At 71.5% G+C, this 25,081-nt stretch carries 26 protein-coding genes and 1 tRNA gene; 15 read left to right on the plus strand and 12 right to left on the minus strand.

Features of this window, described 5'->3' with window-relative positions; translation table 11 throughout:
* The first annotated feature begins 28 nt into the window (after positions 1–28).
* On the plus strand, positions 29–3,583 hold the full coding sequence (gene mfd / locus NYZ95_RS03135) for a transcription-repair coupling factor (protein WP_262848576.1): 3,555 nt from the start codon (positions 29–31) through the stop codon (positions 3,581–3,583).
* 28 nt (positions 3,584–3,611) lie between these two features.
* On the opposite strand, the gene NYZ95_RS03140 is transcribed toward mfd, so the two are convergent.
* Positions 3,612–3,965 (minus strand): glutaredoxin domain-containing protein, encoded by a 354-nt coding sequence (locus NYZ95_RS03140; RefSeq protein WP_262848578.1) that lies wholly within the window; start codon positions 3,963–3,965, stop codon positions 3,612–3,614.
* A gap of 83 nt (positions 3,966–4,048) precedes the next feature.
* Here NYZ95_RS03140 and NYZ95_RS03145 point away from each other — a divergent pair, with 83 nt between their 5' ends.
* The 8 genes from NYZ95_RS03145 to NYZ95_RS03180 all read left to right on the plus strand — a co-directional run bounded on the left by NYZ95_RS03145 (position 4,049) and on the right by NYZ95_RS03180 (position 11,024).
* Positions 4,049–4,495, plus strand: coding sequence for a Fur family transcriptional regulator (locus NYZ95_RS03145; RefSeq protein WP_308212216.1), 447 nt, complete (start codon positions 4,049–4,051; stop codon positions 4,493–4,495).
* Complete coding sequence (locus NYZ95_RS03150; protein ID WP_262848580.1) at positions 4,492–5,937, plus strand: catalase; 1,446 nt, start codon at positions 4,492–4,494, stop codon at positions 5,935–5,937. The genes NYZ95_RS03145 and NYZ95_RS03150 overlap by 4 nt, the downstream gene beginning before the upstream one ends.
* 83 nt (positions 5,938–6,020) lie before the next feature.
* On the plus strand, positions 6,021–6,692 hold the full coding sequence (locus tag NYZ95_RS03155) for a hypothetical protein (RefSeq protein WP_262848582.1): 672 nt from the start codon (positions 6,021–6,023) through the stop codon (positions 6,690–6,692).
* Positions 6,689–7,603 carry a nucleoside triphosphate pyrophosphohydrolase gene (locus tag NYZ95_RS03160; protein WP_262848584.1) on the plus strand — a complete coding sequence of 305 codons (915 nt, stop codon included), beginning with the start codon at positions 6,689–6,691 and terminating at the stop codon, positions 7,601–7,603. The genes NYZ95_RS03155 and NYZ95_RS03160 overlap by 4 nt, the downstream gene beginning before the upstream one ends.
* A 117-nt stretch (positions 7,604–7,720) precedes the next feature.
* Positions 7,721–8,998 carry a phosphopyruvate hydratase gene (eno, locus tag NYZ95_RS03165; RefSeq protein ID WP_262848586.1) on the plus strand — a complete coding sequence of 426 codons (1,278 nt, stop codon included), beginning with the start codon at positions 7,721–7,723 and terminating at the stop codon, positions 8,996–8,998.
* 3 nt (positions 8,999–9,001) lie between these two features.
* Positions 9,002–9,562: an FtsB family cell division protein gene (locus NYZ95_RS03170; protein WP_262848588.1), complete on the plus strand. Its 561-nt coding sequence runs from the start codon at positions 9,002–9,004 to the stop codon at positions 9,560–9,562.
* Entirely contained in the window at positions 9,559–10,113 is a 555-nt protein-coding gene (locus NYZ95_RS03175) for a DUF501 domain-containing protein (RefSeq protein ID WP_262848590.1), read from the plus strand. Before NYZ95_RS03170 ends, NYZ95_RS03175 begins: the two co-directional genes overlap by 4 nt.
* The gene (locus tag NYZ95_RS03180; RefSeq protein ID WP_262848592.1) at positions 10,110–11,024 is read left to right on the plus strand and encodes a Ppx/GppA phosphatase family protein; all 915 of its coding nucleotides are present in this window, start codon (positions 10,110–10,112) and stop codon (positions 11,022–11,024) included. The genes NYZ95_RS03175 and NYZ95_RS03180 overlap by 4 nt, the downstream gene beginning before the upstream one ends.
* 8 nt (positions 11,025–11,032) lie before the next feature.
* On the opposite strand, the gene NYZ95_RS03185 is transcribed toward NYZ95_RS03180, so the two are convergent.
* Complete coding sequence (locus NYZ95_RS03185) at positions 11,033–11,677, minus strand: NAD(P)-dependent oxidoreductase (RefSeq protein WP_262848594.1); 645 nt, start codon at positions 11,675–11,677, stop codon at positions 11,033–11,035.
* Between the two features lie 106 nt (positions 11,678–11,783).
* Between NYZ95_RS03185 and NYZ95_RS03190 the strand changes: the two genes are divergently transcribed.
* The 4 genes from NYZ95_RS03190 (at position 11,784) to NYZ95_RS03205 (ending at position 13,889) form a co-directional block, all read left to right on the plus strand.
* On the plus strand, positions 11,784–12,167 hold the full coding sequence (locus NYZ95_RS03190; protein ID WP_262848596.1) for a winged helix-turn-helix transcriptional regulator: 384 nt from the start codon (positions 11,784–11,786) through the stop codon (positions 12,165–12,167).
* Positions 12,164–12,982 (plus strand): uracil-DNA glycosylase, encoded by an 819-nt coding sequence (locus NYZ95_RS03195; protein ID WP_279307321.1) that lies wholly within the window; start codon positions 12,164–12,166, stop codon positions 12,980–12,982. Before NYZ95_RS03190 ends, NYZ95_RS03195 begins: the two co-directional genes overlap by 4 nt.
* Positions 12,975–13,772, plus strand: a complete 798-nt coding sequence (locus tag NYZ95_RS03200) for a hypothetical protein (protein ID WP_262848600.1) — start codon at positions 12,975–12,977, stop codon at positions 13,770–13,772. Before NYZ95_RS03195 ends, NYZ95_RS03200 begins: the two co-directional genes overlap by 8 nt.
* Before the next feature lie 43 nt (positions 13,773–13,815).
* Positions 13,816–13,889 (plus strand) — tRNA-Leu (locus NYZ95_RS03205).
* Between the two features lie 12 nt (positions 13,890–13,901).
* On the opposite strand, the gene NYZ95_RS03210 is transcribed toward NYZ95_RS03205, so the two are convergent.
* The gene (locus tag NYZ95_RS03210) at positions 13,902–14,630 is read right to left on the minus strand and encodes a hypothetical protein (RefSeq protein ID WP_262848602.1); all 729 of its coding nucleotides are present in this window, start codon (positions 14,628–14,630) and stop codon (positions 13,902–13,904) included.
* Positions 14,627–15,493 (minus strand): TrmH family RNA methyltransferase, encoded by an 867-nt coding sequence (locus tag NYZ95_RS03215; protein ID WP_262848604.1) that lies wholly within the window; start codon positions 15,491–15,493, stop codon positions 14,627–14,629. The genes NYZ95_RS03210 and NYZ95_RS03215 overlap by 4 nt, the downstream gene beginning before the upstream one ends.
* 140 nt (positions 15,494–15,633) lie before the next feature.
* Between NYZ95_RS03215 and NYZ95_RS03220 the strand changes: the two genes are divergently transcribed.
* The gene (locus NYZ95_RS03220; protein ID WP_262848606.1) at positions 15,634–16,500 is read left to right on the plus strand and encodes an AraC family transcriptional regulator; all 867 of its coding nucleotides are present in this window, start codon (positions 15,634–15,636) and stop codon (positions 16,498–16,500) included.
* Positions 16,501–16,517: 17 nt separating this feature from the next.
* Here NYZ95_RS03220 and NYZ95_RS03225 read toward each other — a convergent pair whose 3' ends face one another.
* A complete protein-coding gene (locus NYZ95_RS03225; RefSeq protein ID WP_262848608.1) occupies positions 16,518–16,994 on the minus strand; it encodes a GNAT family N-acetyltransferase in 477 nt (158 codons plus the stop codon).
* Between the two features lie 28 nt (positions 16,995–17,022).
* Positions 17,023–18,372 (minus strand): FAD-binding oxidoreductase, encoded by a 1,350-nt coding sequence (locus NYZ95_RS03230; protein WP_262848610.1) that lies wholly within the window; start codon positions 18,370–18,372, stop codon positions 17,023–17,025.
* A gap of 108 nt (positions 18,373–18,480) precedes the next feature.
* Between NYZ95_RS03230 and sigJ the strand changes: the two genes are divergently transcribed.
* Positions 18,481–19,395: an RNA polymerase sigma factor SigJ gene (gene sigJ, locus NYZ95_RS03235; protein WP_262848612.1), complete on the plus strand. Its 915-nt coding sequence runs from the start codon at positions 18,481–18,483 to the stop codon at positions 19,393–19,395.
* A gap of 9 nt (positions 19,396–19,404) precedes the next feature.
* Here the strand turns inward: sigJ and NYZ95_RS03240 are convergent, their stop codons facing one another.
* The 6 genes from NYZ95_RS03240 to NYZ95_RS03265 are packed head-to-tail and all read right to left on the minus strand — an operon-like array spanning position 19,405 to position 24,946.
* Positions 19,405–20,205, minus strand: coding sequence for a serine hydrolase (locus NYZ95_RS03240; RefSeq protein WP_262848614.1), 801 nt, complete (start codon positions 20,203–20,205; stop codon positions 19,405–19,407).
* Complete coding sequence (locus NYZ95_RS03245) at positions 20,205–20,939, minus strand: type 1 glutamine amidotransferase (RefSeq protein WP_262848616.1); 735 nt, start codon at positions 20,937–20,939, stop codon at positions 20,205–20,207. The genes NYZ95_RS03240 and NYZ95_RS03245 overlap by 1 nt, the downstream gene beginning before the upstream one ends.
* Positions 20,940–20,943: 4 nt before the next feature.
* Positions 20,944–21,999: an ABC transporter ATP-binding protein gene (locus tag NYZ95_RS03250; protein ID WP_262848618.1), complete on the minus strand. Its 1,056-nt coding sequence runs from the start codon at positions 21,997–21,999 to the stop codon at positions 20,944–20,946.
* Positions 21,996–23,006: an ABC transporter ATP-binding protein gene (locus tag NYZ95_RS03255; RefSeq protein WP_262848619.1), complete on the minus strand. Its 1,011-nt coding sequence runs from the start codon at positions 23,004–23,006 to the stop codon at positions 21,996–21,998. Before NYZ95_RS03255 ends, NYZ95_RS03250 begins: the two co-directional genes overlap by 4 nt.
* 7 nt (positions 23,007–23,013) lie before the next feature.
* Positions 23,014–23,949, minus strand: coding sequence for an ABC transporter permease (locus tag NYZ95_RS03260; RefSeq protein WP_262848620.1), 936 nt, complete (start codon positions 23,947–23,949; stop codon positions 23,014–23,016).
* Positions 23,942–24,946 carry an ABC transporter permease gene (locus tag NYZ95_RS03265; protein ID WP_262848621.1) on the minus strand — a complete coding sequence of 335 codons (1,005 nt, stop codon included), beginning with the start codon at positions 24,944–24,946 and terminating at the stop codon, positions 23,942–23,944. The genes NYZ95_RS03260 and NYZ95_RS03265 overlap by 8 nt, the downstream gene beginning before the upstream one ends.
* Positions 24,947–25,081 lie beyond the last annotated feature (135 nt).

The following is a 25,081-nucleotide window of genomic DNA, read 5'->3' on the forward strand; positions in this document are numbered from 1 at the left end:
TCGGGCGTCCGACTATCCTGGGTGACCTATGTCGCTGCACGCCTTGGCCGAGGTCGTCGCCGCCGATCCCACGCTCGCCCGTACGGTCGCTGACCGTCGCGCGGGCGTGACGGCGCTCGACCTGTCGGCACCTCCGTCCCTGCGTCCGTTCCTCGCCGCCGCCCTCGCGCCGGCGAGCTCGGTCGTGCTCGTCGTGACCGCGACCGCGCGCGAGGCGGAGGAGCTGCGCGACGAGATCGGGTCGCTCATCGGCCCCGAGCTCGTGGCGGAGTTCCCGGCCTGGGAGACCCTCCCGCACGAGCGCCTGTCGCCGCGCTCGGACACGGTCGGCCGACGCCTCGCCGTCCTGCGCCGCCTCGCCCACCCCGGCTCCACACCCGACGCGGGCCCGCTGAAGGTCGTGGTGGCGCCGATCCGCTCCGTCCTGCAGCCCCAGGTCAAGGGGCTGGCCGACCTCGTCCCCGTGACGCTGCGTCGCGGCGACGAGGCCGCGCTCGAGGACGTCGTCCAAGGGCTGGCCGACGCGGCGTACTCCCGCGTCGACCTCGTCACCAAGCGGGGCGAGTTCGCCGTCCGCGGCGGCATCATCGACGTCTTCCCGCCGACCGAGGACCATCCCCTCCGAGTCGAGTTCTTCGGCGACGAGGTCGACGAGATCCGTCACTTCTCGGTGGCCGACCAGCGCTCGACCGACCCCGTCGACCACGTCTGGGCCCCGCCGTGCCGCGAGCTCCTGCTCACCGACGACGTCCGTGCCCGCGCCCGCGAGCTCGCCGACGCCCACCCCGAGCTCGCCGAGATGCTCGACAAGCTCGCCGAGGGCGTCGCGGTCGAGGGCATGGAGTCCCTCGCGCCCGCGCTCGTCGACGGCATGGAGCTCCTCGTCGACCTGCTGCCCGCCGACGCGACCGTCCTCGTCTGCGATCCCGAGCGGGTCCGGACGCGCGCCCACGACCTGGTCGCGACGAGCGAGGAGTTCCTCGCCGCGTCGTGGGCGGCTGCTGCCGGCGGCGGCAAGGCGCCGATCGACCTCGGCGCCGCGGCGTACTGGAGCCTCGGCGACGTCCGCCAGCACACGCTGGCCTCTGGGCGGGCGTGGTGGTCGACGTCGCCGTTCCTGCTCGACGAGGAGGTCGCGGGTCTCGACCGCTTCGACGCCGACAGCGTCAACCTCCCGTTCGCGCCGACCCCGTCCTACCGCGGCGAGGTCGAGCGCGCCCTGGTCGACCTCAAGGGCTGGCTGTCGACCGGCACCCGCGTCGTCCTGGTCACCCCGGGCGAGGGACAGGCCGCCCGCGGCGTGGAGGTGCTCGGCGAGCACGACATCCCGGCGCGCTTCCATGATCAGCACAGCCACCCGACGCTGACGGCCGACGACCTGGTGCCTCACCTCGTGCACGTCGTCTGCGGCGAGATCGACCACGGTCTCGTCGCCGAGGGCGTCGACCTGGTCGTGCTCACCCAGGACGACCTCGTCGGCCAGACCGCTGCCGCCCCGCGCGACGACCGGAAGATGCCCTCGCGGCGCAAGAAGCAGATCGACCCCCTCGAGCTGACCCCGGGCGACTACGTCGTCCACGACCAGCACGGCGTCGGCAAGTACGTCGAGATGATGCAGCGCACGGTCCAGGGGGCCGTCCGCGAGTACCTCGTCATCGAGTACGCCGCGTCCAAGCGCGGTCAGCCGGCGGACCGGCTGTTCGTGCCGACCGACCAGCTCGACCAGGTGACCCGCTACGTCGGCGGCGAGCAGCCGAGCCTCGACCGGCTCGGCGGCGCCGACTGGAACAAGCGCAAGTCCCGCGCCCGCAAGGCGGTCAAGCAGATCGCCGGCGAGCTCATCAAGCTGTACGCCGCCCGTCAGGCGACGCAGGGTCATGCCTTCGGCTCCGACACCCCGTGGCAGCGCGAGCTCGAGGACGCCTTCCCGTACCACGAGACGCCCGACCAGCTCGCCACGATCGACGAGGTCAAGCGCGACATGGAGCGCCCGGTCCCGATGGACCGGCTCGTCTGCGGCGACGTCGGCTACGGCAAGACCGAGATCGCCGTGCGTGCCGCGTTCAAGGCGATCCAGGACGGCATGCAGGTGATCGTCCTGGTGCCGACCACGCTGCTCGTCCAGCAGCACTTCGCGACGTTCGCCGAGCGCTACGCGCAGTTCCCCGTGACGCTCAAGGCGCTGTCGCGCTTCCAGACCGAGAAGGAGTCCAAGGAGGTCCTCGACGGCCTCGCCGACGGCTCGGTCGACCTCGTCATCGGCACGCACCGCCTGCTCCAGAAGGGCGTCAAGATCCCCAAGCTGGGACTCGTGATCGTCGACGAGGAGCAGCGCTTCGGCGTCGAGCACAAAGAGGCGCTCAAGACGCTGCGTGCGGCCGTCGACGTCCTGTCGATGTCGGCGACACCGATCCCGCGCACGCTCGAGATGGCGGTCACGGGCATCCGCGAGATGTCGACGATCCAGACGCCGCCGGAGGAGCGCCACCCGGTGCTCAGCTTCGTCGGGCCGTACGAGGACCGGCAGGTCGTCGCCGCGATCCGGCGCGAGCTGCTGCGCGACGGCCAGGCGTTCTACATCCACAACCGGGTCAGCTCCATGGACAAGGCCGTCAAACGGCTCAAGGACCTGGTGCCGGAGGCGCGGATCGCGATGGCGCACGGGCAGATGGGCGAGCACCAGCTCGAGCAGATCATGGTCGACTTCTGGGAGAAGAAGTACGACGTGCTGGTGTGCTCGACGATCGTGGAGTCCGGCCTCGACGTCTCGAACGCCAACACGATGATCGTGGAGCGCGCGGACGTGCTCGGCCTCTCACAGCTCCACCAGCTGCGCGGGCGCGTCGGCCGCTCGCGCGAGCGGGCGTACGCGTACTTCCTCTACCCGCCGGAGAAGCCGCTCACCGAGACCGCGCACGAGCGGCTGTCCACCATCGCCCAGCACTCCGAGCTCGGCGGTGGCATGGCGATCGCGATGAAGGACCTCGAGATCCGCGGCGCCGGCAACCTGCTCGGCGGGGAGCAGTCGGGCCACATCGCCGACGTCGGGTTCGACCTGTACGTCCGCCTGGTCGGCGAGGCCGTCGCGGAGTTCCGAGGCGACCAGGGCGAGGAGGTGCGCGAGGTCAAGCTCGAGCTGCCCGTCGACGCCCACCTGCCGCACGACTACGTGCCGAGCGAGCGACTGCGTCTGGAGATGTACAAGCGGCTCGCCGACGTCCGCACCGACGAGGAGGTCGCGGAGGTCCGCGACGAGCTCGTCGACCGGTACGGCGAGCCGACGGCGCCCGTCGAGGCCCTGCTCGGCGTGGCCCGGCTGCGGGTGCGCGCCCGCGACGCCGGCATCTCCGAGCTCACCGTGGCCGGCAACAACATCCGGATCTCGGGGGTCGAGCTGCCGGAGTCGCGCCAGCTGCGGCTCAAGCGCGTCTACCCGGGGTCGGTGGTCAAGTCGACGGCGCACCTGCTGCTGGTGCCGCGTCCCAAGACCGCGAAGGTGGGCGGCCAGCCGCTGCGCGACACCGCGCTGATGGACTGGTGCCGCACGCTCATCGACACGGTGATCGCCCCCACCGCCCCCTAGCCCGCGAGCCACCCCGCGCGCCCGCGAGTCACCCCGCGAGGATCCGCGAGAGGGTCTCGGGGTCGCGCGCGATCACGGTCGTGCCGTCGTCGGCGGTGATGATCGGGCGCTGGATCGCCCGCGGGTGCGCGGCCAGCCCCTCGAGCCAGTCCGTCCGGTGGTCGGCGTCCTTCGGGATCGCGGTGAGACCGGCCTCGCGCGCCTCCTTCGGGCGGGCGACGTCCCACGGCTCGAGCCCGAGCCGCGACACCACCGCAGCGAGCTCCTCGGCTGTCGGCGGCTCGTCCAGGTAGCGCCTCACGGTGTAGTCGACGCCTGCCTCGTCGAGCGCGGCGACCGCCGTACGGCACTTGCTGCACGCAGGATTGACCCAGATCTCCATGGCTCGAGGGTAGGCGGCAGCCACGCGTGCGCGCGTGGACGGGACGACTTGCAGGGGCCCTGATCCGGGCGCACGGTGGAAGGGTGCCGGGAACCGAGGTCTGGGATGCCGAGGCGGAGCTGCGCGGTGCTGGGATGAGGGTGACGCGGCAGCGGATCGCCGTGCTGAGCGCGCTCCAGACCCGACCGCACGCCAGCGCCGAGACGCTCACCGCGGTGACACGCGAGGCGCTCGGATCCGTGTCCGTCCAGGCCGTGTACGACGTGCTGGCCGCGTGCGCGGCGCACGGCCTCGTACGCCGGATCCAGCCGGCGGGCTCTCCGGCGCTCTTCGAGACCCGGACGGCCGACAACCACCACCACCTCGTCTGCCAGGGCTGCGGGCGCATCGACGACGTCGACTGTGCCGTCGGGACCGCACCGTGCCTCGTGCCTACGGACGCGCACGGGTTCTCCGTCGCCCAGGCCGAGGTCGTGTTCTGGGGGACCTGCCCCACGTGCGCCGTCGCGACAGAGGAGACCGACCGATGACCGAACCGACCACCAGCAACCACGGGATCCCGGTCGAGAGCGACGAGCACTCGCTGACCCAGGGAGACCTGGGGTCGATCGCGCTCCACGACCACTACCTGATCGAGAAGATGGCGCAGTTCAACCGTGAACGCGTCCCCGAACGGGTGGTGCACGCCAAAGGGTCGGGGGCGTTCGGCCACCTGGAGATCACCGGCGACGTCAGCGCGTACACGAAGGCGTCGCTCTTCCAACCGGGTCGCAAGACCCCCATGGTGGCGCGGTTCTCGACGGTCGCGGGCGAGCAGGGCAGCCCCGACACCTGGCGCGACCCTCGCGGGTTCGCGCTGAAGTTCTACACCGACGAGGGCAACTACGACATGGTCGGCAACAACACGCCGGTCTTCTTCGTCCGCGACCCGATGAAGTTCCAGGACTTCATCCGTTCGCAGAAGCGCATGCCCGACTCGGGGCTGCGCGACCACAACATGCAGTGGGACTTCTGGACGCTCTCTCCGGAGTCCGCGCACCAGGTCATGTGGCTGATGGGCGACCGCGGGATCCCTCGCTCGTACCGGACCATGGACGGCTTCAGCTCCCACACCTACCAGTGGATCAACGAGGCGGGGGACCGCTTCTGGGTCCGCTACCACTTCAAGACCAACCAGGGCATCGACTTCCTCACGCAGGAGGACGCCGACCGCTTCGCGGGGACCGAGCCCGACCTGCATCGCAAGGACCTTTACGACGCGATCGCGGAGGGCAACTTCCCGAGCTGGTCGTTCGAGGTGCAGGTGGTGCCGTTCGAGGAGGCCGAGTCGTACCGGTTCAACATCTTCGACCTCACCAAGACGATCTCGCAGAAGGACTACCCGCGGATCAAGGTCGGCACGATGACGCTCGACCGGAACCCGGAGAACTTCTTCGCGCAGGTCGAGCAGGCGGCGTTCGAGCCCAGCAACCTCGTGCCGGGAGTCTTCGTGAGCCCGGACAAGATGCTCCTGGGACGGGTGTTCTCCTACGCCGACACGCACCGCTACCGCATCGGGACCAACTACGCGCAGCTGCCGGTGAACGCGCCGCGGTCGCCGGTGAACAGCTACTCCAAGGACGGCGCCATGCGGTACACGTGGAACCCGCCGTCGATGCCCGTCTACGCGCCGAACTCGTACGGCGGTCCCGCGGCTGACCCGCGGTTCACCGACGGCAAGGGCTGGGCGGCGGCCGGCGAGCAGATCCGCGCCCCTTACGAGCTGCACGCCGAGGACGACGACTTCGGCCAGCCGGGCACCCTCTACCGCGAGGTGCTCGACGACGCGGCCCGAGCGCGCCTGGCGCGCAACATCGCCGGGCACCTCGCCGACGGGGTGACCGACGAGGTGCTCCAGCGGGTGTGGGTCTACCTCGGCAACGTCGACGTCGACCTCGCGACGGCGGTGCAGAAGGAGCTCGGCGCGCTGTAGCCCCCGTCCCGCGTGGACCGGTCTGCGGCGGGTGGGTAGGTTGTGTCCCGCGTCACGTCACCCGTACGAGAGGACCGTCCCGCATGCCCCACCGTCCCGCTCTGCGCCCCGTCCTCGCCGCCGCGGCCGCCTCGCTGCTGCTCGCCGGCTGCGGGACCACCTTCCCTGGAGAGGCGGTGGTCGTCGGGTCGTCGCAGCTGTCGATGAAGCGCCTGCAGACTCTCGCCGACGCCGGCTGCACCTATCTGGCGACGGTCGCCGGGGCCCAGGGCGCGCCGGCGCCCGCCCAGGGTGCGGTGCGTCAGGTGATCGTGACCCAGGAGCTGCAGCTCGCGGGCGCCCGCAAGGTCGCCGAGGACCGCGGCATCGAGGTGCCGCCGGGCCAGTACGCGCTGCGGCCTGCCGACATCGAGCAGCTGGAGACGACGTTCGCGGGGGACCAGTTCGACGACATCGTCGAGATCCTCGAGCGCGACTTCGAGAGCCAGGCGCTGCGGACGGCGATCGGTGCGGACGAGTCGGGTGCCGCGCCGAGCGAGCAGAACGCCCAGGAGCTGCTGACCGTCGGGACGGAGATCGTCTCCGCGGAGCTCGAGCGGCTCGACGCCGCCGTCGACCCGCGCTTCGGCATCAGCAACGTCGGCCAGCCCGACCCGGCTCTCCAGCTGTCGGTGTCGCGGGAGCAGCTCGACCAGATCGACCCCACGACGCTCCCGGCCAACCAGCAGTGCCGCGGCGTAGAGTCGAGCGAGTGAGGATCCTCGTCACCAGTCCGCGTGTCGCCCCCGGCCTGCTGACGGCGGCGGGGTGGGACGCCCTCCGCGGCGCGTCGCTCGTGCTCGCGCCCGAGGCCGACGACCCCACGGTCGAGGCGGTGCGCTCCGCAGGGGTCGACGTGCGCGTCGCTCCGCTCGGCGACCTGGACGAGGTCGCTGCCGACACGCTCTGGATCGCGCCGACGGGTGACGTCGCGTGGGCGCACGCGCTCGCCGACACCCTCCTCGCGCGCTCGCAGGGCGGTGTGGAACCCGCGGGTGACGTCGAGATCGTCTTCGGGTCGTACGACCTCCCGGGCGCGCGGCTCCTCGACCTCGTGGCGGTGATGGACCAGCTGCGCGTCGAGTGCCCGTGGACCCGCGAGCAGACCCACGCCTCGCTCCAGCAGTACCTCCTCGAGGAGTCGTACGAGGTCCTCGACGCGCTGGACCGTGGCGACACCGAGGAGCTGCGCGAGGAGCTCGGCGACCTTCTCATGCAGGTGGTCTTCCATGCGGCGGTGGCCGCACGACCCGTCGACGGCGCGAGCGACGACGGGTGGGACATCGACGACGTCGCGGCCGGCATCGTCGAGAAGCTCGTCCGGCGCAACCCTCACGTCTTCGGCGACGAGGAGGCGTTGACGGCCGACGAGGTCGACGCCGCCTGGCAGCGCCTCAAGGCCACCGAGAAGCAGCGCACCTCCGTCCTCGACGGCGTGCCGCCGACGCTGCCGGCGCTGGCGTACGCCGACAAGGTCGTCGGGAGGCTGGAGCGCGAAGGTACGGCGGTGGCGCCGGCGGGCGAGACGCTCGGTGAGCGTCTCCTGGCGCTGGTCATCGAGGCCCGCGCGGCAGGGGAGGACCCGGAGGCTGCCCTGCGGCGTACGGTCAACGCCTTGGTCGAGTAGGGCGGAGCACCTGCGGAGATATGACCTCGGCGCGCCAGGGCACGGACGAGGAGGGCCGCGACGGGCGGGCCTCATAGGATGGGGACGACACAGACCGTCCTGCACTAGGAGTCCGTAGTGGCAAGCATCGAAGCTGTCGGAGCCCGAGAGATCCTCGACTCACGCGGCAATCCCACGGTCGAGGTCGAGGTCGCCCTCGACGACGGCACGATCGGTCGGGCCGACGTCCCGTCCGGCGCGTCCACCGGCAAGTTCGAGGCCGTCGAGCTCCGTGACGGCGGCGAGCGCTACGGCGGCAAGGGCGTGCAGAAGGCCGTCGACGCCGTCAACGAGGCGATCCACCCCGAGATCATCGGCCTCGACGCCGACGAGCAGCGCTACGTCGACGCGACGCTGCTGCGTCTGGACGGCACGCCGAACAAGGCGCAGTTCGGCGCCAACGCCATCCTGGGCGTGTCGCTCGCCGTCGCCCGCGCCGCGGCGCAGTCGGCGGGTCTGCCGCTGTTCCAGTACGTCGGCGGCGCCAACGCCCACGTCCTCCCGGTCCCGATGATGAACATCCTCAACGGCGGCGCCCACGCCGACACCGACGTGGACATCCAGGAGTTCATGATCGCGCCGATCGGTGCGACCAGCTTCGCGGAGGCGCTGCGCCAGGGTGTCGAGGTCTACCACGCCCTCAAGTCGGTCCTGAAGGCCGACGGCCTGGCAACCGGACTCGGCGACGAGGGCGGGTTTGCCCCCAACCTCAGCTCGAACCGTGCGGCGCTCGACCTGATCGCGAAGGCGGTCGAGACCACCGGCCTCAAGCTCGGCACCGACATCGCGCTTGCGCTGGACGTGGCGGCGTCGGAGTTCTACGGCGACGGCGCCTACCGCTTCGAAGGCGCGCCCAAGTCGGCCGAGGAGATGACGGCGTACTACGCCGAGCTCGTCGCCTCGTACCCGATCGTGTCCATCGAGGACCCGCTGGACGAGGACGACTGGGCCGGCTGGAAGTCCATCACCGCCGAGCTGGGCAACCAGGTCCAGCTCGTCGGCGACGACCTGTTCGTGACCAACACCGAGCGCCTCCAGCGCGGCATCGACGAGAGCGCCGGCAACGCGCTGCTCGTCAAGGTCAACCAGATCGGCACGCTCACCGAGACGCTCGAGGCCGTCGACCTCGCGCACCGCAACGGGTTCCGCTGCATGATGAGCCACCGCTCCGGCGAGACCGAGGACACGACGATCGCCGACCTCGCCGTCGCGACGAACTGCGGCCAGATCAAGACCGGTGCTCCGGCGCGCTCCGAGCGGGTCGCGAAGTACAACCAGCTGCTCCGCATCGAGGAGCTGCTCGACGACGCCGGCACGTACGCCGGCCGGGCCGCGTTCCCGCGTCTCAAGGCCTGACGCGTGCCGTCCCCGTCGCGCCGCACCCCGACGAGCCGCCCCGCCAACCGGCCGGGTGCGCCTCGTCGTGGGCGCGGCGTGACGCCGGCCGCCGAAGCCGTCACCACCTACGGCCGCCCGCGCCTGACACGCCGCATGGCGGTCCTGTTGCTCGTGCTGCTCGTGCTTGCCATCTCGTACGCGTCGAGCCTGAAGGCGTTCCTCCAGCAGCGTGACGCGCTGGCGACGGCGCGCGCGCAGATCGCGGAGTCCACGCAGGCGCTCGAGGACCTCGAGAAGCAGAAGGCACGCTACGACGACCCCGAGTACATCGAGCAGCAGGCGCGTTCGCGCTTCGGCTGGCTGATGCCGGGCGAGGTCGGGTTCACGGTGCTCGGAGAGGACGGTGAACCGGTCGGCAAGGGACCGGAGCTGCCTGACGCCTCGCCTGCCAAGGCCCCACGTCCGGAGTGGTACGCCACCCTGTGGACGTCCGTGGAGACCGCCGGTGCCGCATCCGCCCCCGACACCCCCGCGACGCCGCCCGACGTGGTGGCGCCCAAGAAGCAGGACGAAGGACAGTGACCGACCCGATCCCCCCGACCGAGGCCGACCTCGAGGCGATTCGCGAGCAGCTCGGCCGTACGCCGCGGGGCGTGGTCGAGATCGCGAGCCGCTGCCCCTCCGGCCACCCCAACGTCGTGAAGACCGAGCCACGCCTTCCCGACGGCACCCCGTTCCCCACGCTCTACTACGTCACCTGCGCCCGGATCAACGGGATGCTGGGCACCCTCGAGGCGTCCGGTCTGATGCGCGAGATGAGCGAGAGGCTGGCCGTCGACACCGAGCTCGCGGCCGCCTACCAGCGCGCACACGAGTCGTACCTCGCCGAACGCCGCGAGATCGCCGAGGTCCCGGAGATCGACGGCGTCTCCGCCGGTGGCATGCCGACCCGTGTGAAGTGCCTGCACGTGCTCGTCGGCCACGCGCTGGCGAAGGGCCCGGGGGTCAATCCCCTCGGTGACGAGGCAGTGCGCCTTCTTGGCGACTGGTGGACGGGGACGACGTGTGACGGGCCGGGTGCACCGCCCGCGCAGCTGGCCGACGTCGACACCGCCGCCGAGGAGAGCCCGTGACGCGCGTCGCGGCCATCGACTGCGGCACCAACTCGATCCGACTCCTCGTCACCGACCTCGACGCGCAGGCGGGGACCGCTGACGACCAGGTCCGGCGGATGGAGATCGTCCGGCTCGGTTACGGCGTCGACCGCACGGGCAGGCTCGACGAGCGGGCATTGGAGCGTACGTTCGCCGCGTGCGACGACTACGCGGCGGTGATCGCGTCGCTCGGCGCCGAGCGGCTGCGGTTCGTGGCGACGTCGGCGACCCGCGACGCGGACAACGCCGACGTGTTCGCCGCAGGGGTCCGCGAGCGTCTCGGCGTCGACCCCGACGTCGTCACCGGGTCCGAAGAGGCGGCGCTGTCGTTCGCCGGCGCCGCGCGCGACCTGCCGGACGCTGCACAGCCCGTCCTCGTGATCGACCTCGGCGGCGGCTCCACCGAGCTGATCCTCGGTGAGGACGGGGTCGCGAGCGCGGAGCAGTCGCTCGACATCGGCTCTGTCCGGATGACCGAGCGGCACCTCCACAGCGACCCGCCGATGCGGGAGGAGATCGCCGCATGCGCCGCGGACGTCGACGCCGTGCTCGACGCCACCACCGTGGACATCACCCGTGCGCGTACGGTCGTCGGCGTCGCCGGCACGATCACCACGGTCGCGGCGCATGTGCTCGGCCTCGACGCGTACGACTCCACCCGCATCCACCACGCGCGACTGCCCGTCGCCGACGTCCTCGCGTCCTGCGACGCGATCGTCTCCGCCTCGGTCGAGGAGCGCCGGTCGTGGCCCTTCATGCATCCGGGGCGCGCCGACGTCATCGGAGGGGGAGCAGTGATCCTGTCCCGGCTGCTCACCCGTACGAGTCCCGACGTCCTCGTGGTCTCCGAGCACGACATCCTCGACGGCATCGCCTGGTCGCTGGCCTGAGCGGCGACCTACGGGGCGGACGCCGCCTCGACGCCGACGTGAGCCCGGAAGGTGCGCGGCTCGTCGACCTCGTCGAGCAGCGCCCTCGCGAAGTCGGCGTACGTGATGCGGCTGTCGGCGTCGCCTGGTGCGGTCGCGTACCCGCCCGACGGCGTCCCGCCGTGGTCGAAGTCGCCGGAGGGTGACAACGCCACCCAGTCGAGACCGGTGGCGGTGTCGAAGGCGCGCGTCGCGGCGGCGTGCGCAAGGAAGAACCCGCGGTGCTCGTCCGGGTAGCCCTCGGTGTCCCCCAGCAGCGTCCCGTCGGACGTGGGGAGCAGCGGGGCCAGGCCGACCCACACGAGCCGCGTGACGCCCGCACGTGCCAGCCCGTCCGTCAGCGCGTGAGCGGTGGCGACGAAGAATCGGTGCGGGTCCGTCGAGGAGCTGTCGTACACCGCGGCGACCACGGCGTCGTGGCCCGCAGCGAGCGTCGCGAGGGCGTCGGCGTCCGTGACGTCGCCCGCGACGAGCGCGACGCCGGGTCCGGCGAGGTCCTGGTGCCGGGCGGGCTCGCGGACCACGGCAGTCACCGCGTGCCCGCGCCGTACGGCCTCGGCCGTCGCGGCGCGTCCGGCGCGGCCCCCGGCTCCGACGATCATGACCTTGCGCATCGCGTACCTCCAGCGTCTTCATCCGGCGACCTGCCGGTGCCCGGACGCTAACGAGGCGGGTGATTTCCGTTCGGAAACCGAGGTGGTCCGTGACTAGGCTGGACAGGTGCTCGCACCTCTCGACCCCGACATGTTCGACCCCGTGTGCCCGTCGTCGCTTACGCCGGTGCGGGTGGGCGACAAGTGGGGCGCGATGATCCTGCGCTGCCTCGCCGACGGTCCCCGTCGCTTCGGTGAGCTGAAGGTCCCGCTGCACGGCATCACCGCCAAGGTGCTCACGTCGTCGCTGCGCACCCTCGAGCGTCGCGGCCTTGTCACCCGTACGGAGGTGCGCGGACGTGAGCGCCGCGTCGAGTACGCCCTCACCGACCTCGGTCGCGGTCTCCTCGGCCCGCTCGACGCGATGTGTGCCTGGGCCGAGGCGCACTGGGACGAGATCCTCGACGCGGCCGACACCGCGCTCGCGCGCGACCAGGCGGTGTCCCTCTGACGGCTCACGAGTTCACCTCACCGGTCACACCCGGGACGGGCTGGCCGGAGGACCCGGCCACGCCGGCCACGCCGGTCGCGCGCGACGCCGACGGGGTGCGCAGCGGTGCGGCGTCCGCCGGCGGCCTGCACGAGCTCGAGGCGCGGGTGAGCGTGTGCCGTGCCTGCCCACGCCTGGTCCAGTGGCGTGAGGACGTGGCGGCCACCAAGCGGCGTGCGTACGCGGACGAGCCGTACTGGGGGCGGCCGATCCCGGGCTGGGGCGACCCGGAGCCACGCTTCCTGATCGTCGGCCTCGCGCCGGCCGCGCACGGCGGGAACCGTACGGGGCGCATCTTCACCGGAGACCGGTCCGGAGACTGGCTCTTCGCCTCGCTGCACCGTGTCGGGCTCGCCACGCAGCCGACCAGCCTGCACGCAGGCGACGGGCAGCGGCTCATCGGCGGCCGGATGGTCGCTGCGGTGCGCTGTGCGCCGCCTGCGAACAAACCGACCACGGACGAGCGCGACACGTGTGCACCCTGGTTGGAGGAGGAGCTGCGCCTCGTCCTCCCGTCGGTCCGTGCGATCGTCGCGCTCGGCTCGTACGGGTGGGACGCCACGCTGCGGACCTTCGCGGCTCTCGGGGCGGCGGTGCCGAAGCCACGACCGAAATTCGGCCATGGTGTCGACGCCACACTCCCGAAACCTTCGGGCGGTACGGTCCACCTCCTGGGCAGCTTCCACCCCAGTCAGCAGAACACGTTCACAGGGCGGCTCACCGAGCCCATGCTCGACGCCGTCATGGCACGCGCGAAGGAGGTCAGCGATGTCTGAGGAGACCACCACCGAGACTCATGCCGGAGTCGCGGGACGTCTCGTGGACCTGCTCGTCCAGGTCTACGGGGAGGCCCCGCCGGTCACGCTCACGGCGTGGGACGGGTCTCGGGTCGAGCCGAAGACCGGTGACGCGACGATCGAGGCCCGCATCGAGTCGCGTCGTACGGTCAGGCGTCTCGTGTGGTCTCCGGGGCAGACGGGCATCGCTCGCGCCTATATCGCCGGCGAGCTCACGGTCGACGGTGACCTCGAGACCGCGGTACGCCTGATGCGCGACTACGTCGAGCACGCCTCGGCCAAGCGCGCCCTCGAGGCGGCCGACCGGCGTGAGGTGCTCCGCCTGACCGTGCAGCTCGGCGCGGTCGGTCCTGCACCGCGAGGCCCGAACGAGCCGGTCGACGCCGTCACCGGCTACCTCGACGTGCCCGGACAGATGCGCGCGGAGCTGCCGGCCGAGCTCGCCGACGCCCTGCTCGCCGACGCGCCCCGCAGCGGTGACGCGCGCACGGAGGTGGTCTTCACCGATCCGGAGCCGTTGAGCGCCGCGATCGCCCGCTGGGAGACCGACGGTCTCGTCGTCGACTCCGTACGCGAGGTGGTCGCCGACGAGCGTGAGCGCCTCGCGCGCATCGGGGGGCGCCTGGTCGCGCACTGGGATGCCGTCGTCGACGCCGTCGGCGCGCAGCACGCCCGCATGTGGCGCCTGTCGCTGGTGCTCGTCCGTGACAACCTCGAGCGCCGGACGATCCGCGCGTACGAGATCACCGGGACCTCCGCGCCGGACTGACGAACAGCCCTCGAGAACCTTCGTACGGGACAATGGCGGGCACGCTCCTGTAGCCCAACCGGCAGAGGCAGACGGCTTAAACCCGTCTCAGTGCGGGTTCGAATCCCGCCGGGAGCACCGCTGACGGCGTCAGCGTGCGGCACGGCAGAAGACCACGGCTCGGGTGCCGATCTTGAACGAGGCGAGGGGCCGGCGGGGTCCGGCCAGGCGCGCCTTGCGACCCCGGGTCGCGACCGCGATCACGGCGTCGTCGTCGAGCACCTCCTCGAGCGCCGCCAGCATGCCGTCGATCCCTGCCGCCCTGTCGGGGCCGGCCCACGACGTCTGCTCGCCGTAGGGGACGTCGGTGAGGACGAGGTTCGGTCGCTGCCCCGCCAGCGCGCGGCGCAGCTGGTCGGCGCTGAAGACGTCTGCCTGCGCGACCCTGTACGGCAGCGTGCCGCCGGACTCGACGAGACGGCGAGCGAGTCGTCGCGCCGACGCGGCGGCATCGAGGTAAGAGCGCTTCTCCAGGCGCTCGGCCCGTGCACGCAGCTCGTCGGAGCGGGCATCCATGCCGTGCTCGCTCAGGAGGTCCAGGTTCTTGCGCGCCAGGATCAGTGCTTCCGGGTCGACGTCGGTGGCGAGGACCTCGGTGATGTCGCGCCGGTGCAGGAGGACCAGCGCCGTGAGGAGGTGACCGCTGCCGCAGCACGGGTCCCACAGGTGGGCTGCCGGGCCGGGCACGAACGCCAGCGCGCGTTGGAACATCTCGCTCGCCAGGCGCACGGGGAAGCCGGGGAACCCTGGCGCGGAGTGCAGCACGCCACCCGAGAGGTCGGCGTAGCTCTCGCGCGTCAGGGCGTGACGGTAGGTCACGCGGGCCCCTGTGCGCGGCGGCGCTGGCGGGCCGCCTCGTAGAGGGTGACCGTGGCGGCGCACGCGGCGTTCAACGAGCTGGCCGCCGACGAGCGGGCGGCGCCTCCCATCGGGATGCGCGCCACGACGTCGCACGCCTCCCGCCAGCCGGCGCTCAGACCGGCGGTCTCGTTGCCGAGGACGAACAGGGTCGGGCCGGTCAGGTCGAGGTCGGCGATGTCGTCGGCCCCGTTCTCGTCGGTCCCGACGACGGTCACGGGGACGCCGGCCGCCCGCTGCTCGCTCACCCAGGCCAGCACGGGACGGTGGGACGGCGCTCTGACGACCGGGACCGCGAACAAGGACCCGGTCGAAGCGCGGACGGACGCCGGGTCGTAGGGGTCGGCGCCGTGCCCGGTGACGACGAGCCCCGACCCGCCGAACGCGTCCAGCGACCGGACGACGGTGCCGATGTTGCCGGGCAGCGAAGGACGGTCGAACACCATCCCGAGGAACGACGACCCCACGGTGATGCGGGCCCACCGGTCGTCCGGCATCGTGGCCACGGCCACCAGCTCGGGCGCGTCCTGCGGTTTCTCGCTCAACCGGCGCAGCAGCTCCGGTGCGACCGCCACGCGTGCGCCGGCTGAGCGCTCGAGGACCTGCGTGCCCCACGTCGACAGCGACCGTTCCGCGTCGTAGAGGACGGCGCGGATCGGCCACCCTCGCGCGACGGCGACGCTGATCGGCCGCACGCCCTGCACGAGGAATTCGCCGGCTCGCTGACGCTTGTTCCTCGTGCGGAGCAACGCCTCCCACTGCTGGAACCGTGCGTTCGGGCGTGAGATCCGCAGCGTCGCCGCACTGCTCCTGCCGCTCGCCACGTCTCCCAGCGTGCGCGGCGGCCTGCCGTCCGCACCCGATGATCCGTGCCCGATGCGATCGGTTGCACCGATCGCATCGGACCGGAACTATCGGGTGTCCACCGCCGCCGGTCGGCAGCATCGTCGGGAAGGGAGGCTCCGTGATCGCCGAGCTGAACAGGCTTATCGAGGGCGTCGAGGCACACCTGTCCGACGACCTCGACGTCGCGGCACTGGCTCGGACCCTCGGCACCACCGAGTACCACCTGCGGAGGATGTTCTCGTCGCTGACGGGTATGCCCCTGTCCGAGTACGTGCGACGACGGCGGATGACCGTTGCCGCAGCCGACGTGGTCGCGGGTGCTTCGCTGCTGGATGTCGCGGTGCGGTTCGGCTACGGCTCCGCCGAAGCGTTCGGACGCGCGTTCCGAGCCGTCCATGGTGCGGCACCCGCCGACGTGCGCAGAGACGGCGGCCCCCTTCGCTCGCAACCACAGCTCAGGCTCCGCCTGACCGTCGAAGGGAACACCTCCATGGACACCCGTATCACCGACCGGCCGGTATTCCGGCTGGTCGGCCACGCTGCTCGCGTCCCGCTCGTCCACCGGGGGCGCAATCCCTCCATCGAGGCGCACGTCGCGTCGCTGCCCGCAGACGAGCACACGCGTCTCAAAGCGCTCGGGGACACCGAGCCCGCCGGTCTGCTCCAGGTCAGCGCCGACGTCGATCCCGACTACACCGAAGGGAGCGAGCTGACCTACCTGCACGGGGTCGCGCTCGACGCGGCGACGGCCGCGCCCGCGGACCTGGACGTGATCGAGGTCCCGGCGGGCACCTGGGTGGTGTTCCGGACCAGCGGGAGCTACCCGGCGGCGTTGCAGGATGCTTATGCCGCGTCAGCGTCCGAGTGGTTCCCGTCGAACCCGTGGCGCCTGCGCCCCGGTCCCTCGATCGTCGCGGTCCTCGACCGTGCCGAGGACTTCAGCACCGCGACCACCGAGCTCTGGATGCCGATCGAGCGCGCGTAGCGGGAGCGCCGCGACGGTCAGCCGCGCTCGATCTCCTGCGCGAAGTAGAACGCCCTCTCCCCGGTCTCCTCGACGATGCCGGAGAACCCGTGCTGAGCGTAGAAGCGCTGCGTGTCGGCGTCGGCCTCGTCGACGTTGATCTCGATGAGGTCGATGTCGTGCTCGCGGGCGTGCGCGAGCACGGCCTCGATCACCGCCGAGCCGATGCCCTGGTCGCGCAGCGACGGCACGACGTACATCTCGTCGAGCACCGCGACGCTCCCTGCGACCCAGACGTTGGGGCGCAGGGTCACCAGCGCGAGCGCGTGGATCGGCGTGCCGGCGACGTAGGCGAACGTCGCCGGCCCGCCGAGGAGCGCACGCAGGCGCGGCGCCAGGACGTCGGGACTGGGGGAGGGCCAGCCGAACTCGAGGTTGAAGTCGTGCAGCAGGCCGGCGATCTCGACCGCGTCGTCGGGGGTCGCCAGGCGCGGGGCGTGGTCGTCCGCTGTCATCTCGCCACCGTACGACCCCGTCAGGTCATCACCTCGCGAAGACACCGTCCGGGTCGTGCGCCGTACGCACGGCGTCGAGTCGCGTACGGGTCTGGTCGGGCCACGTCTTGGCGATCTGCTCCGGGTCGTACGGGTCGGCCATCCAGTTCGGCGACAGGTGCGGGGAGCGCCACGGGGCGAGCGCCTCCTCCCACTGGTCGAACGCAGCAGGCATCACCGTCTCGAACAGGCTCGGGTCGGGCACGCCGAAGGCGCCGGTGAGGTAGTCGAAATCGCGGTGGCCGACAGCCGAGGTGTGGGGCTGCTCGTGCCGCAGCGCGCCTCCGAGGTGGCGGATCTCCACCCCCATGATCGGCGACTGCGACCCCGGGCCGACCAGTCCGAGCAGCACGTCGGCGAGGTCCCGGTCGGCATGCGTCAGCATCGCGCCGCGGTGGTAGCCCGGCCCCGGCTCCGTCGGGTCGTTGGTGATCCGGGCGATCTCCGCCGCGGGGAGCGGGCCGAGGTCGTCGATGTGGAGCGTGCCGAGCTCTCGCAACGGCTTGACCAGCTGCTCGCCCTCGTGAGCCGGGCCCGGGAAGGCAGCGTGGAGCGCGAAGAGATGGCGGCCGCGCATCGGGTCAGGGACCACGTCGAGGTCGGGGAAGCGCAGGAGCATGCCGCTCGTCGTGACCTCCGGCGGAGCCGTACGGGTCCACTCGAGCCACCCCGGGAACGGGTCGGTGCTCACCGCGAGGTCGAAGAACAGCGTCCCTGCATAGAGCTCCGGCAAGGGAACGAGCTCGATCGTCACCTCGGTGACGACACCCAGGCCTGTCTTCCCTCCCCGTAGCGCCCAGAGCAGCTCGGCGTCCCCGTCCGGCGCGGCATCGACGACCTCGCCCGCGCCGGTGACGACGCGCGCGGACACGAGGCGGTCGGAGCCGAACCCGTGGCTGCGGGCGAGCGGTCCGATACCGCCGCCGACGAGGAACCCGACGACGCCGACGTGGGTCGACGAGCCGGTGACGGGTGCGAGGCCGTGCTCGGCGGCGGCCGTGACGACGTCCTGCCACCGGGTGCCGCCGCCGACGGTCGCCGTCTTCGCCTGAGGATCGACGGACACCGCGGTGAGTGCGTCGAGCACCAGCACGATGCCGGACGCGTACGGCGCCACGGCGCCGTGGCCTGTGGCGTGCAGGTGGACCGGGACGCCTGCCGCCCGGGCGAACCGTACGGTCTCGACGACGTCGCGTTCGTCGGTGGCGTGGACGACGGCGTCCGGGGCGTGCTGGATCCTGAGGTTGAACGCGGTGGCGCCTGCGGTGTAGTCGGCGTCCTCGCGGGTGCGGACGGTGCCGCGCACCTGGTCGCGGAGCGCGGTGAAGTCGGTCGTCATGGGATGAGGCTCCTTCGCGATTTCTCTCTCGATCGTCTCCTCTGCTTGACGAGATGGCACTCGAATTTGTGAGGTGGACTGTCGGTGGCGTGCGGAAGGATCGAATCCATGACCGTGACGAGGCACGAGGTGCTGGCCGATGTCGAGCCCGACGAGGCTCGCCGTGTCCTCCTCGACGTGACCTACCGGATGCTCGGCTCGTTCGCCGAGGCCGAGGATGCCGTGCAGGAGACGTACGCCCGCTGGTACGCCCTGGGTCCCGACGAGCGGCGCGCGATCGAGCGCCCCACGGGATGGCTGGTGCGCGTCGCGAGCCGCGTCTGCCTCGACATCCTGCGGTCGGCGCGGGTGCGTCGGGAGAAGTACGTGGGCGAGTGGCTTCCCGAGCCGGTGCCGGGTCCGGCACGGTGGTCGAGCAACGCCGACGGTGCGGCGGACCCTGCTGAGCGGGTCACCACCGACGAGACCGTCGGCATGGCGCTGCTCGTCGTCCTCGAGACGATGACCCCCGCCGAGCGGGTCGCGTTCGTCCTGAAGGACGTCTTCGGCTTCCCGTTCGACGAGATCGCCACCGTCCTCGGACGCAGCCAGACGGCCTGCCGTCAGCTCGCGTCGTCGGCCCGTCGGAGAGTCCGAGACGCCGAGGTGGGCGGCGCCGCGACCAGTGACGGCATCGAGGCACAGGCGGTGTCGGCGTTCCGACGGGCGTGGGAGACGGGCGACCTTGCGGCGCTGCTGGACGTCCTCGATCCCGACGCCACGGTCGTGGCCGACGGCGGCGGCAAGGTCAGTGCCGTCCTCGAGCCGGTGGTCGGCGCGGACGCCGTCGCGCGCTTCTTCGGTGACGTCCTCGTCCGGGCGCCGCACCTCACCTTCACCGAGGAGGACGTCAACGGCCGACCCGGCCTGCTCGTCTGGGCCGACGGCGCGCTGGTGACGGTGATGGCGTTCGAGGTCCGCGGCACGCGGGTCGTGCACGCGTGGGCGATCCGCAACCCCGACAAGCTGGCGCTGTGGCGGTGACCGCCCGCCTCAGCGTGGGGCGGCGAGCGTGATCGCCAGCTCCCCGAGCGCCTTGATGGTCTCCTCGGCGTCCTCCTCGGGATAGCCGCGCGTACACACCGCCATGACGAGCGCGCTGAGGCCCGGTTCGCCGAGGTAGGCCACGTCGTGCCGTACGGCGTCGACGGACCCGGACTTGCTCCCCCACGGCAGCGCCGGCGGTGCGGCCGAGGCGATCAGCGGATCGGTCTGGCGTGCGAGGAGCGCTGTCATGAACGCCGTCGCCTCCGGCCCTGTCAGTCGTCCGGCGACCAGCGCCCCCATGAGCGTGGCCAGGTCAGCAGCCGTCACGACATTGCTCATCCCGTACGCCTCGGCGGCCGCCTGGTCGCCGTACTGCCGGGCCATGAAGCTGTCGTGGGCGCCGGCGTCGGCGAGGACCTTCGCGATCGCATCGAGGCCCACCCGTTCGACGACCATGTTGGTCGCTTCGTTGGAGGAGACGACGATCATCCGTTCGAGAACGTCGGCGAGCCGCATCGGCGTCCCGGGTGGCGGCATGCCGTGGTCGACGTCGTCGGGCACCAGGCGGTAGTCGGGGGCCTCGGGGACCTGGCTCTCGAACGTGTCGCGACTGGGAAGCGTGTCGTCCAGGGTCAGCTCGCCGGACTCGACGAGCCGCAGCGCAGCGACGAGAGGCGCGATCTTGATCGTGCTCGCCGCGTAGAACGGGGTCGTCGCTCCCCGCTCGGCGAGGACCTCGCCCGCCGCGGTCGCCAGCCGGTACGTCACGACGGGTACCCCGTCGCTGTAGGTCCCGCGCGCGGACATCAGCCCACCTCCTTGTGTGCGGTCACGTCGTGGACCACGCGCGCGAACGCGGCGATGAGGGTCCGTGACTGCTCCTCGTTGCGCTCCGCGTCCTCCTCGGCGCCGGCGATGAGGGCGGCACGGTCGTAGCCGTCGGCGCGCAGTGCCGCCTCGTCCCAGCTGCGGAGCCGGTCGGCACCGACCTCGGGGTGGAACTGCACGCCCCACGCCGACATGCCCACCCGGAACGCCTGGACCGTGCACCGGTCGCTCGTCGCCAGATGGTCGGCACCCGGTGGCAGGACCGTGACGCTGTCCTCGTGGTTCTGGATCATCCGCAGCTCGCCGTACGTCACGAGCCCGGCGAAGACGGGGTCGTCGGCGGCCGCAGGGAGCAGCGTCACCGGGCACGAGCCGCGCTCGGTCTCGCCGGACTTCTCGGTCACCTCGCCGCCCGCGCAGATCGCGAGGAGCTGCGCGCCGAGGCAGATGCCGAGCAGCGGCACCTCGGCCTTGAGCGCCTGGACGACGAGCCGCCGCTCCTTGGCGAGCCACGGGGACCGCTCGTCGTCGTCGGGCATGAACCCGCCGCCGAGGAGGACGATGCCGTCGACACCGTCCAGGCTCGGGCCGAGATCCTCGCCGGCGACGTACGTCGGCGAGATCTCGGCCGCCTCGAGCCAGGCGGGGAGCCGCCCGCCTCCGCTGGTGGGGGAGTTCTGGACGACGAGGACCTCCGGACGGCGTGTGGTCACGGCGTCACCGGCGCGGGGCGTCGAGGGCGAAGTGGCAGGCGGCGAGATGATCGGGGGACTCCTGAGGTGCGAGCTTGGGGCTGTCGTGTCGGCACACGGACGGGATTCGAGCACCGTCCGGGCGGGTCTCGCCGGAGGACGGGTCCGCGACGGTCGGCGCGAGCCAGCAGCGGGTGTGGAAGTGGCAACCCGAAGGCGGGTCGCTCGGTGAGGGCATGTCGCCCTCGAGCACGATCGCGCGATCCTCGCGCCGTGTCGGGTCGGGCACCGGCACCGCCGACATGAGGGCGCGGGTGTACGGGTGGCTGGTGCGGTCGTACACCTCGGCGTCACCGCCGGCCTCGACGATGCGTCCGAGGTACATCACGGCGACCTCGTCGGCGATGTGCCGGACCACCGACAGGTCGTGCGCGATGAACAGGTACGAGAGGCCCAGGTCGTCCTGGAGCTCCTCGAGCAGGTTGACGACCTGGCCCTGGATCGAGACGTCGAGCGCCGAGACGGGCTCGTCGCAGATGAGGATGCGGGGGCGTACAGCGAGCGCGCGGGCGATGCCGATCCGCTGGCGCTGGCCGCCGGAGAACTGGTGCGGGTAGCGGTTGACGTGGTCGGGGTTGAGCCCGACGCGGTCGAGCAGCTCGCGCACCGCCTTGTCCCGGCCCCCGGGAGGTGTCACGTCGGGATGGATCGCGTACGCCTCGCCGACGATCTCGCCGACGGACATGCGGGGGTTCAGCGAGGTGTAGGGATCCTGGAACACCATCTGGAGGGTGCTGCGAAGGCGACGTCGGTCGGCTCGGCCCAGCTCGGAGACATCGACGCCGTCGACGAGGATCTGGCCGCGCGTCGGCTTCTCCACGCCGACGAGCAGCTTGGCGAGCGTGGACTTGCCCGAGCCCGACTCGCCGACCAGCCCGAGCGTCTTTCCCCGACGCAGCGTGAGCGAGACGCCGTCGACCGCACGCACCGTCCCGACCTCCCGCTTGAAGACGACGCCGCGGCGCACCGGGTAGGACTTCGCGAGGTCGCGGACCTCGAGGACCACGTCCGTGTCGGTCATCGCACCGCACCCCCTTCCTCTCTCACACGCTCCGCGAAGTGGCACGCCGCCGTGCGGTCGTACGGCAGCACGTGCTGAGGCGGTGGCGGATCGACCCGGCAGACGTCCTCGGCGTACGCGCAACGCGGGTGGAACGGGCAGCCTGAGGGGACCGCGGTCGGGTCCGGCGGGCGTCCGGGGATGACCTCCAGCCCGGCGCCCTTGCGGTCGAGGCGGGGGATCGAGCGCAGCAGCGCACGCGTGTACGGGTGCGCGGCGGAGGAGTAGACGTCGAAGACCGACGCCTGCTCGACGGCTCGCCCCGCGTACATCACCGTGACGTCGTCGGCGACGTTCGCGACGACGCCCATGTCGTGGGTGATGAGGACCAGCCCCATGTCGCGCTCGGCCTGGATCTCGCTGAGCAGCGTCATGATCTGCGCCTGCACGGTCACGTCGAGCGCGGTCGTCGGCTCGTCGGCGATCAGCACCTCGGGGTCCATCGCGAGCGCCGAGGCGATCATCACGCGCTGACGCATGCCACCGGAGAACTGGTGCGGGTAGTCCTTGACCCGCTCCTTCGCGTTCGGCACCTTCACCATGTCGAGCAGCTCCACGGCCCGCGTGGTGGCCTCGCGGCGCGACATCTTGCGACGCGCGCGCAACGCCTCGGTCAGCTGCCACCCCACCGTGTGGACCGGGTTGAGGGCGGTGAGCGCGTCCTGAAAGACCATCGCGATGTGACTGCCGCAGAACGCGCGGTGCTGCTTCGGCCCGAGGGTCAGCAGGTCCTGGCCCTTGAAGCGGATCGCGCCGCGCACGATCCGCGCCGGGGGCATCTGCAGCAGGCCCATCACCGCCATCGAGCTGACGCTCTTGCCGCTGCCGGACTCGCCGACGATCGCGAGGGTCCGACCGGCGGTGACGGAGTACGACAACCCGTCCACCGCCCGTACGACGCCGTCGGGGGTCGCGAACTCGACGGCGAGGTCCTCGACCTCGAGGAGGGGCGTGCTCTGGTCGGTCACGGCCGGGTCACCTCAGCTTCGGGTCGAGGGCGTCGCGGAGGTTGTCGCCGAGGACGACGAACGCGAGCACCGTGGCCAGGAGGCACCCCAGCGGGAAGAGCAGCAGGTACTGCGAGCCGCCCGTGAACCACTCCGAGCCCTCCGTGATCATGATCCCCCAGCTCACCGCCGGGGGCCGGACACCGATGCCGAGGAAGGCCAGCACCGCCTCCGTGCCGATCACCGCGGCGATCGCGGTCGGGACCAGCGCCGTCACCGTGCCGATCGCGTTGGGGAGGACGTGGCGGAACATGATCCGCGCGTCGGACGCCCCAAGGACCCGGGCGGCGGTGACGTAGTCGAGGTTCTTCGTCTCGAGGACGCTGGCGCGCACGTAGCGGGTGTACCCCATCCAGCCGAACATCGTGAGCACGATCGCCGGCTGGATGATCGTCGCGAGCAGGCCGTCGCCGAGGTCGACCGTCCGGAAGAGCGACAGCAGCAGCAGGGCGGCGAGCAGCAGCGGGACCACGAGGAACACCTCGACCGTCCGGGAGATCACTGCGTCGACGATGCCGAGGTAGTAGCCAGAGAGCGTGCCGAGCACGATGCCGATCAGCACCGACGCGCCGACGACGAGGAACGCGAGCAGCAAGGACGGGCGCGAGCCGTACACGAGCTCGGCCAGCACGTCGCAGCCGTGCACGTTGGTGCCGAACGGGTGCTCGCCACCGAACCACTGCGGAGGAATACGGGAGTCCGCGATGTCGCACCGCTGCGGGTCCTTGTCGGTGAACACCCAGGGGAACGTCGCCATGAACAGGAAGAACAGCGCGATGACTGCGGCGGCGATGACCGTCGGCCGCCGGCGCAGCGTACGGAAGGCGTCGGACCAGAACGAGCGTTGAGGCGCGCCGCCCTCGGTCTCCTCCGCGATCAGCGCGGAGACGCTGGGGTCACTCATAACGGATCCTCGGGTCGAGTGCGGCGTACACGACGTCGACGACGATCATGACGATGACGGTCACCACCGCGAGCAGGGTGACGATGCCGATCACGACCGACACGTCGCTGTCCTGGACGGCCTTCCAGAGCACCCCGCCCATCCCGTAGATGTTCATCATCCCCTCGGTGATGACGGCACCTGCGAGCGCTTCGGTGAAGATGATGCCCACCGCCGTGGCGACCGGGATCGAGGAGTTGCGGATGACGTGGTGGACGGTGACGTGCCGCTCGGAGAGACCCTTCGAGCGGGCGGCGCGTACGTGGTCGGCGTTGTAGCTTTCCAGCTGCGCCGCGCGGACCAGGCGGATGAACGCCGCGGAGCCGGCCAGACCCAGCAGGATGCCCGGGACGATCAGCGTCGCCCACGGGTGGTCGATCGAGAACGACGGCTTGAACAGGAGGGCGGGGAGGCTGTCGCTGCCGAACGTCTCCTTGGCCCATTTGCTCAGCGGGACCGAGAACACGTACTTGTACACCAGCAGCAGCACGAAGATCGGCAGCGCGTCGATGAGGACCGACAGCCCACGGATGCCCTGGTCCGACGGCTTGCCGCGACGCCGGGCCGCGATCGAGCCGAGCGTCATCCCGACGAGCATCCACGTGACGGCGACCACCGCGAAGAGCCGCAGGGTGTTCGGGGCTGCCGTACCGACGATGTCGGTGACCTCGCGGCCTCGCAGGCTCTCGCCGAAGTCCCCGGACGCGTACGCGGCGAGGCGGTCGACGAACGGACCGAGGCACGGGTTGCCCAGCTGGTCGTAACAGGGGTCCTCCAGCCCGTACCGCTTCTCCACGGCAGCCAGCTGGGCCGGGCTCGGGGTGCGGTCACCGAAGAACGCCTGCGCCGGGTTGCCGTTCAGCTGGATCGCGAGCGTCGTCAGCAGGTGCAGCAGCAAGATCACGAGGAACAACGTGAGGAAGCCCTGCAGCACCCGACGTGTGACGTATCGGCCCAACGCGCGTTCATCTCCCTACGTCTCGAAACATGGTGCGAGCGGTGGGGGGGGGGGGGGGGGGCGGCCCCCCCCCCCCCCCCCCCCCCCCCCGCGCCCGCGCCGCGTGATATCACCCCCCCCACGCTCGACCCCCCC

It is taken from the genome of Mumia quercus, from assembly GCF_025506335.1.
Lineage (GTDB): Bacteria > Actinomycetota > Actinomycetes > Propionibacteriales > Nocardioidaceae > Mumia > Mumia quercus.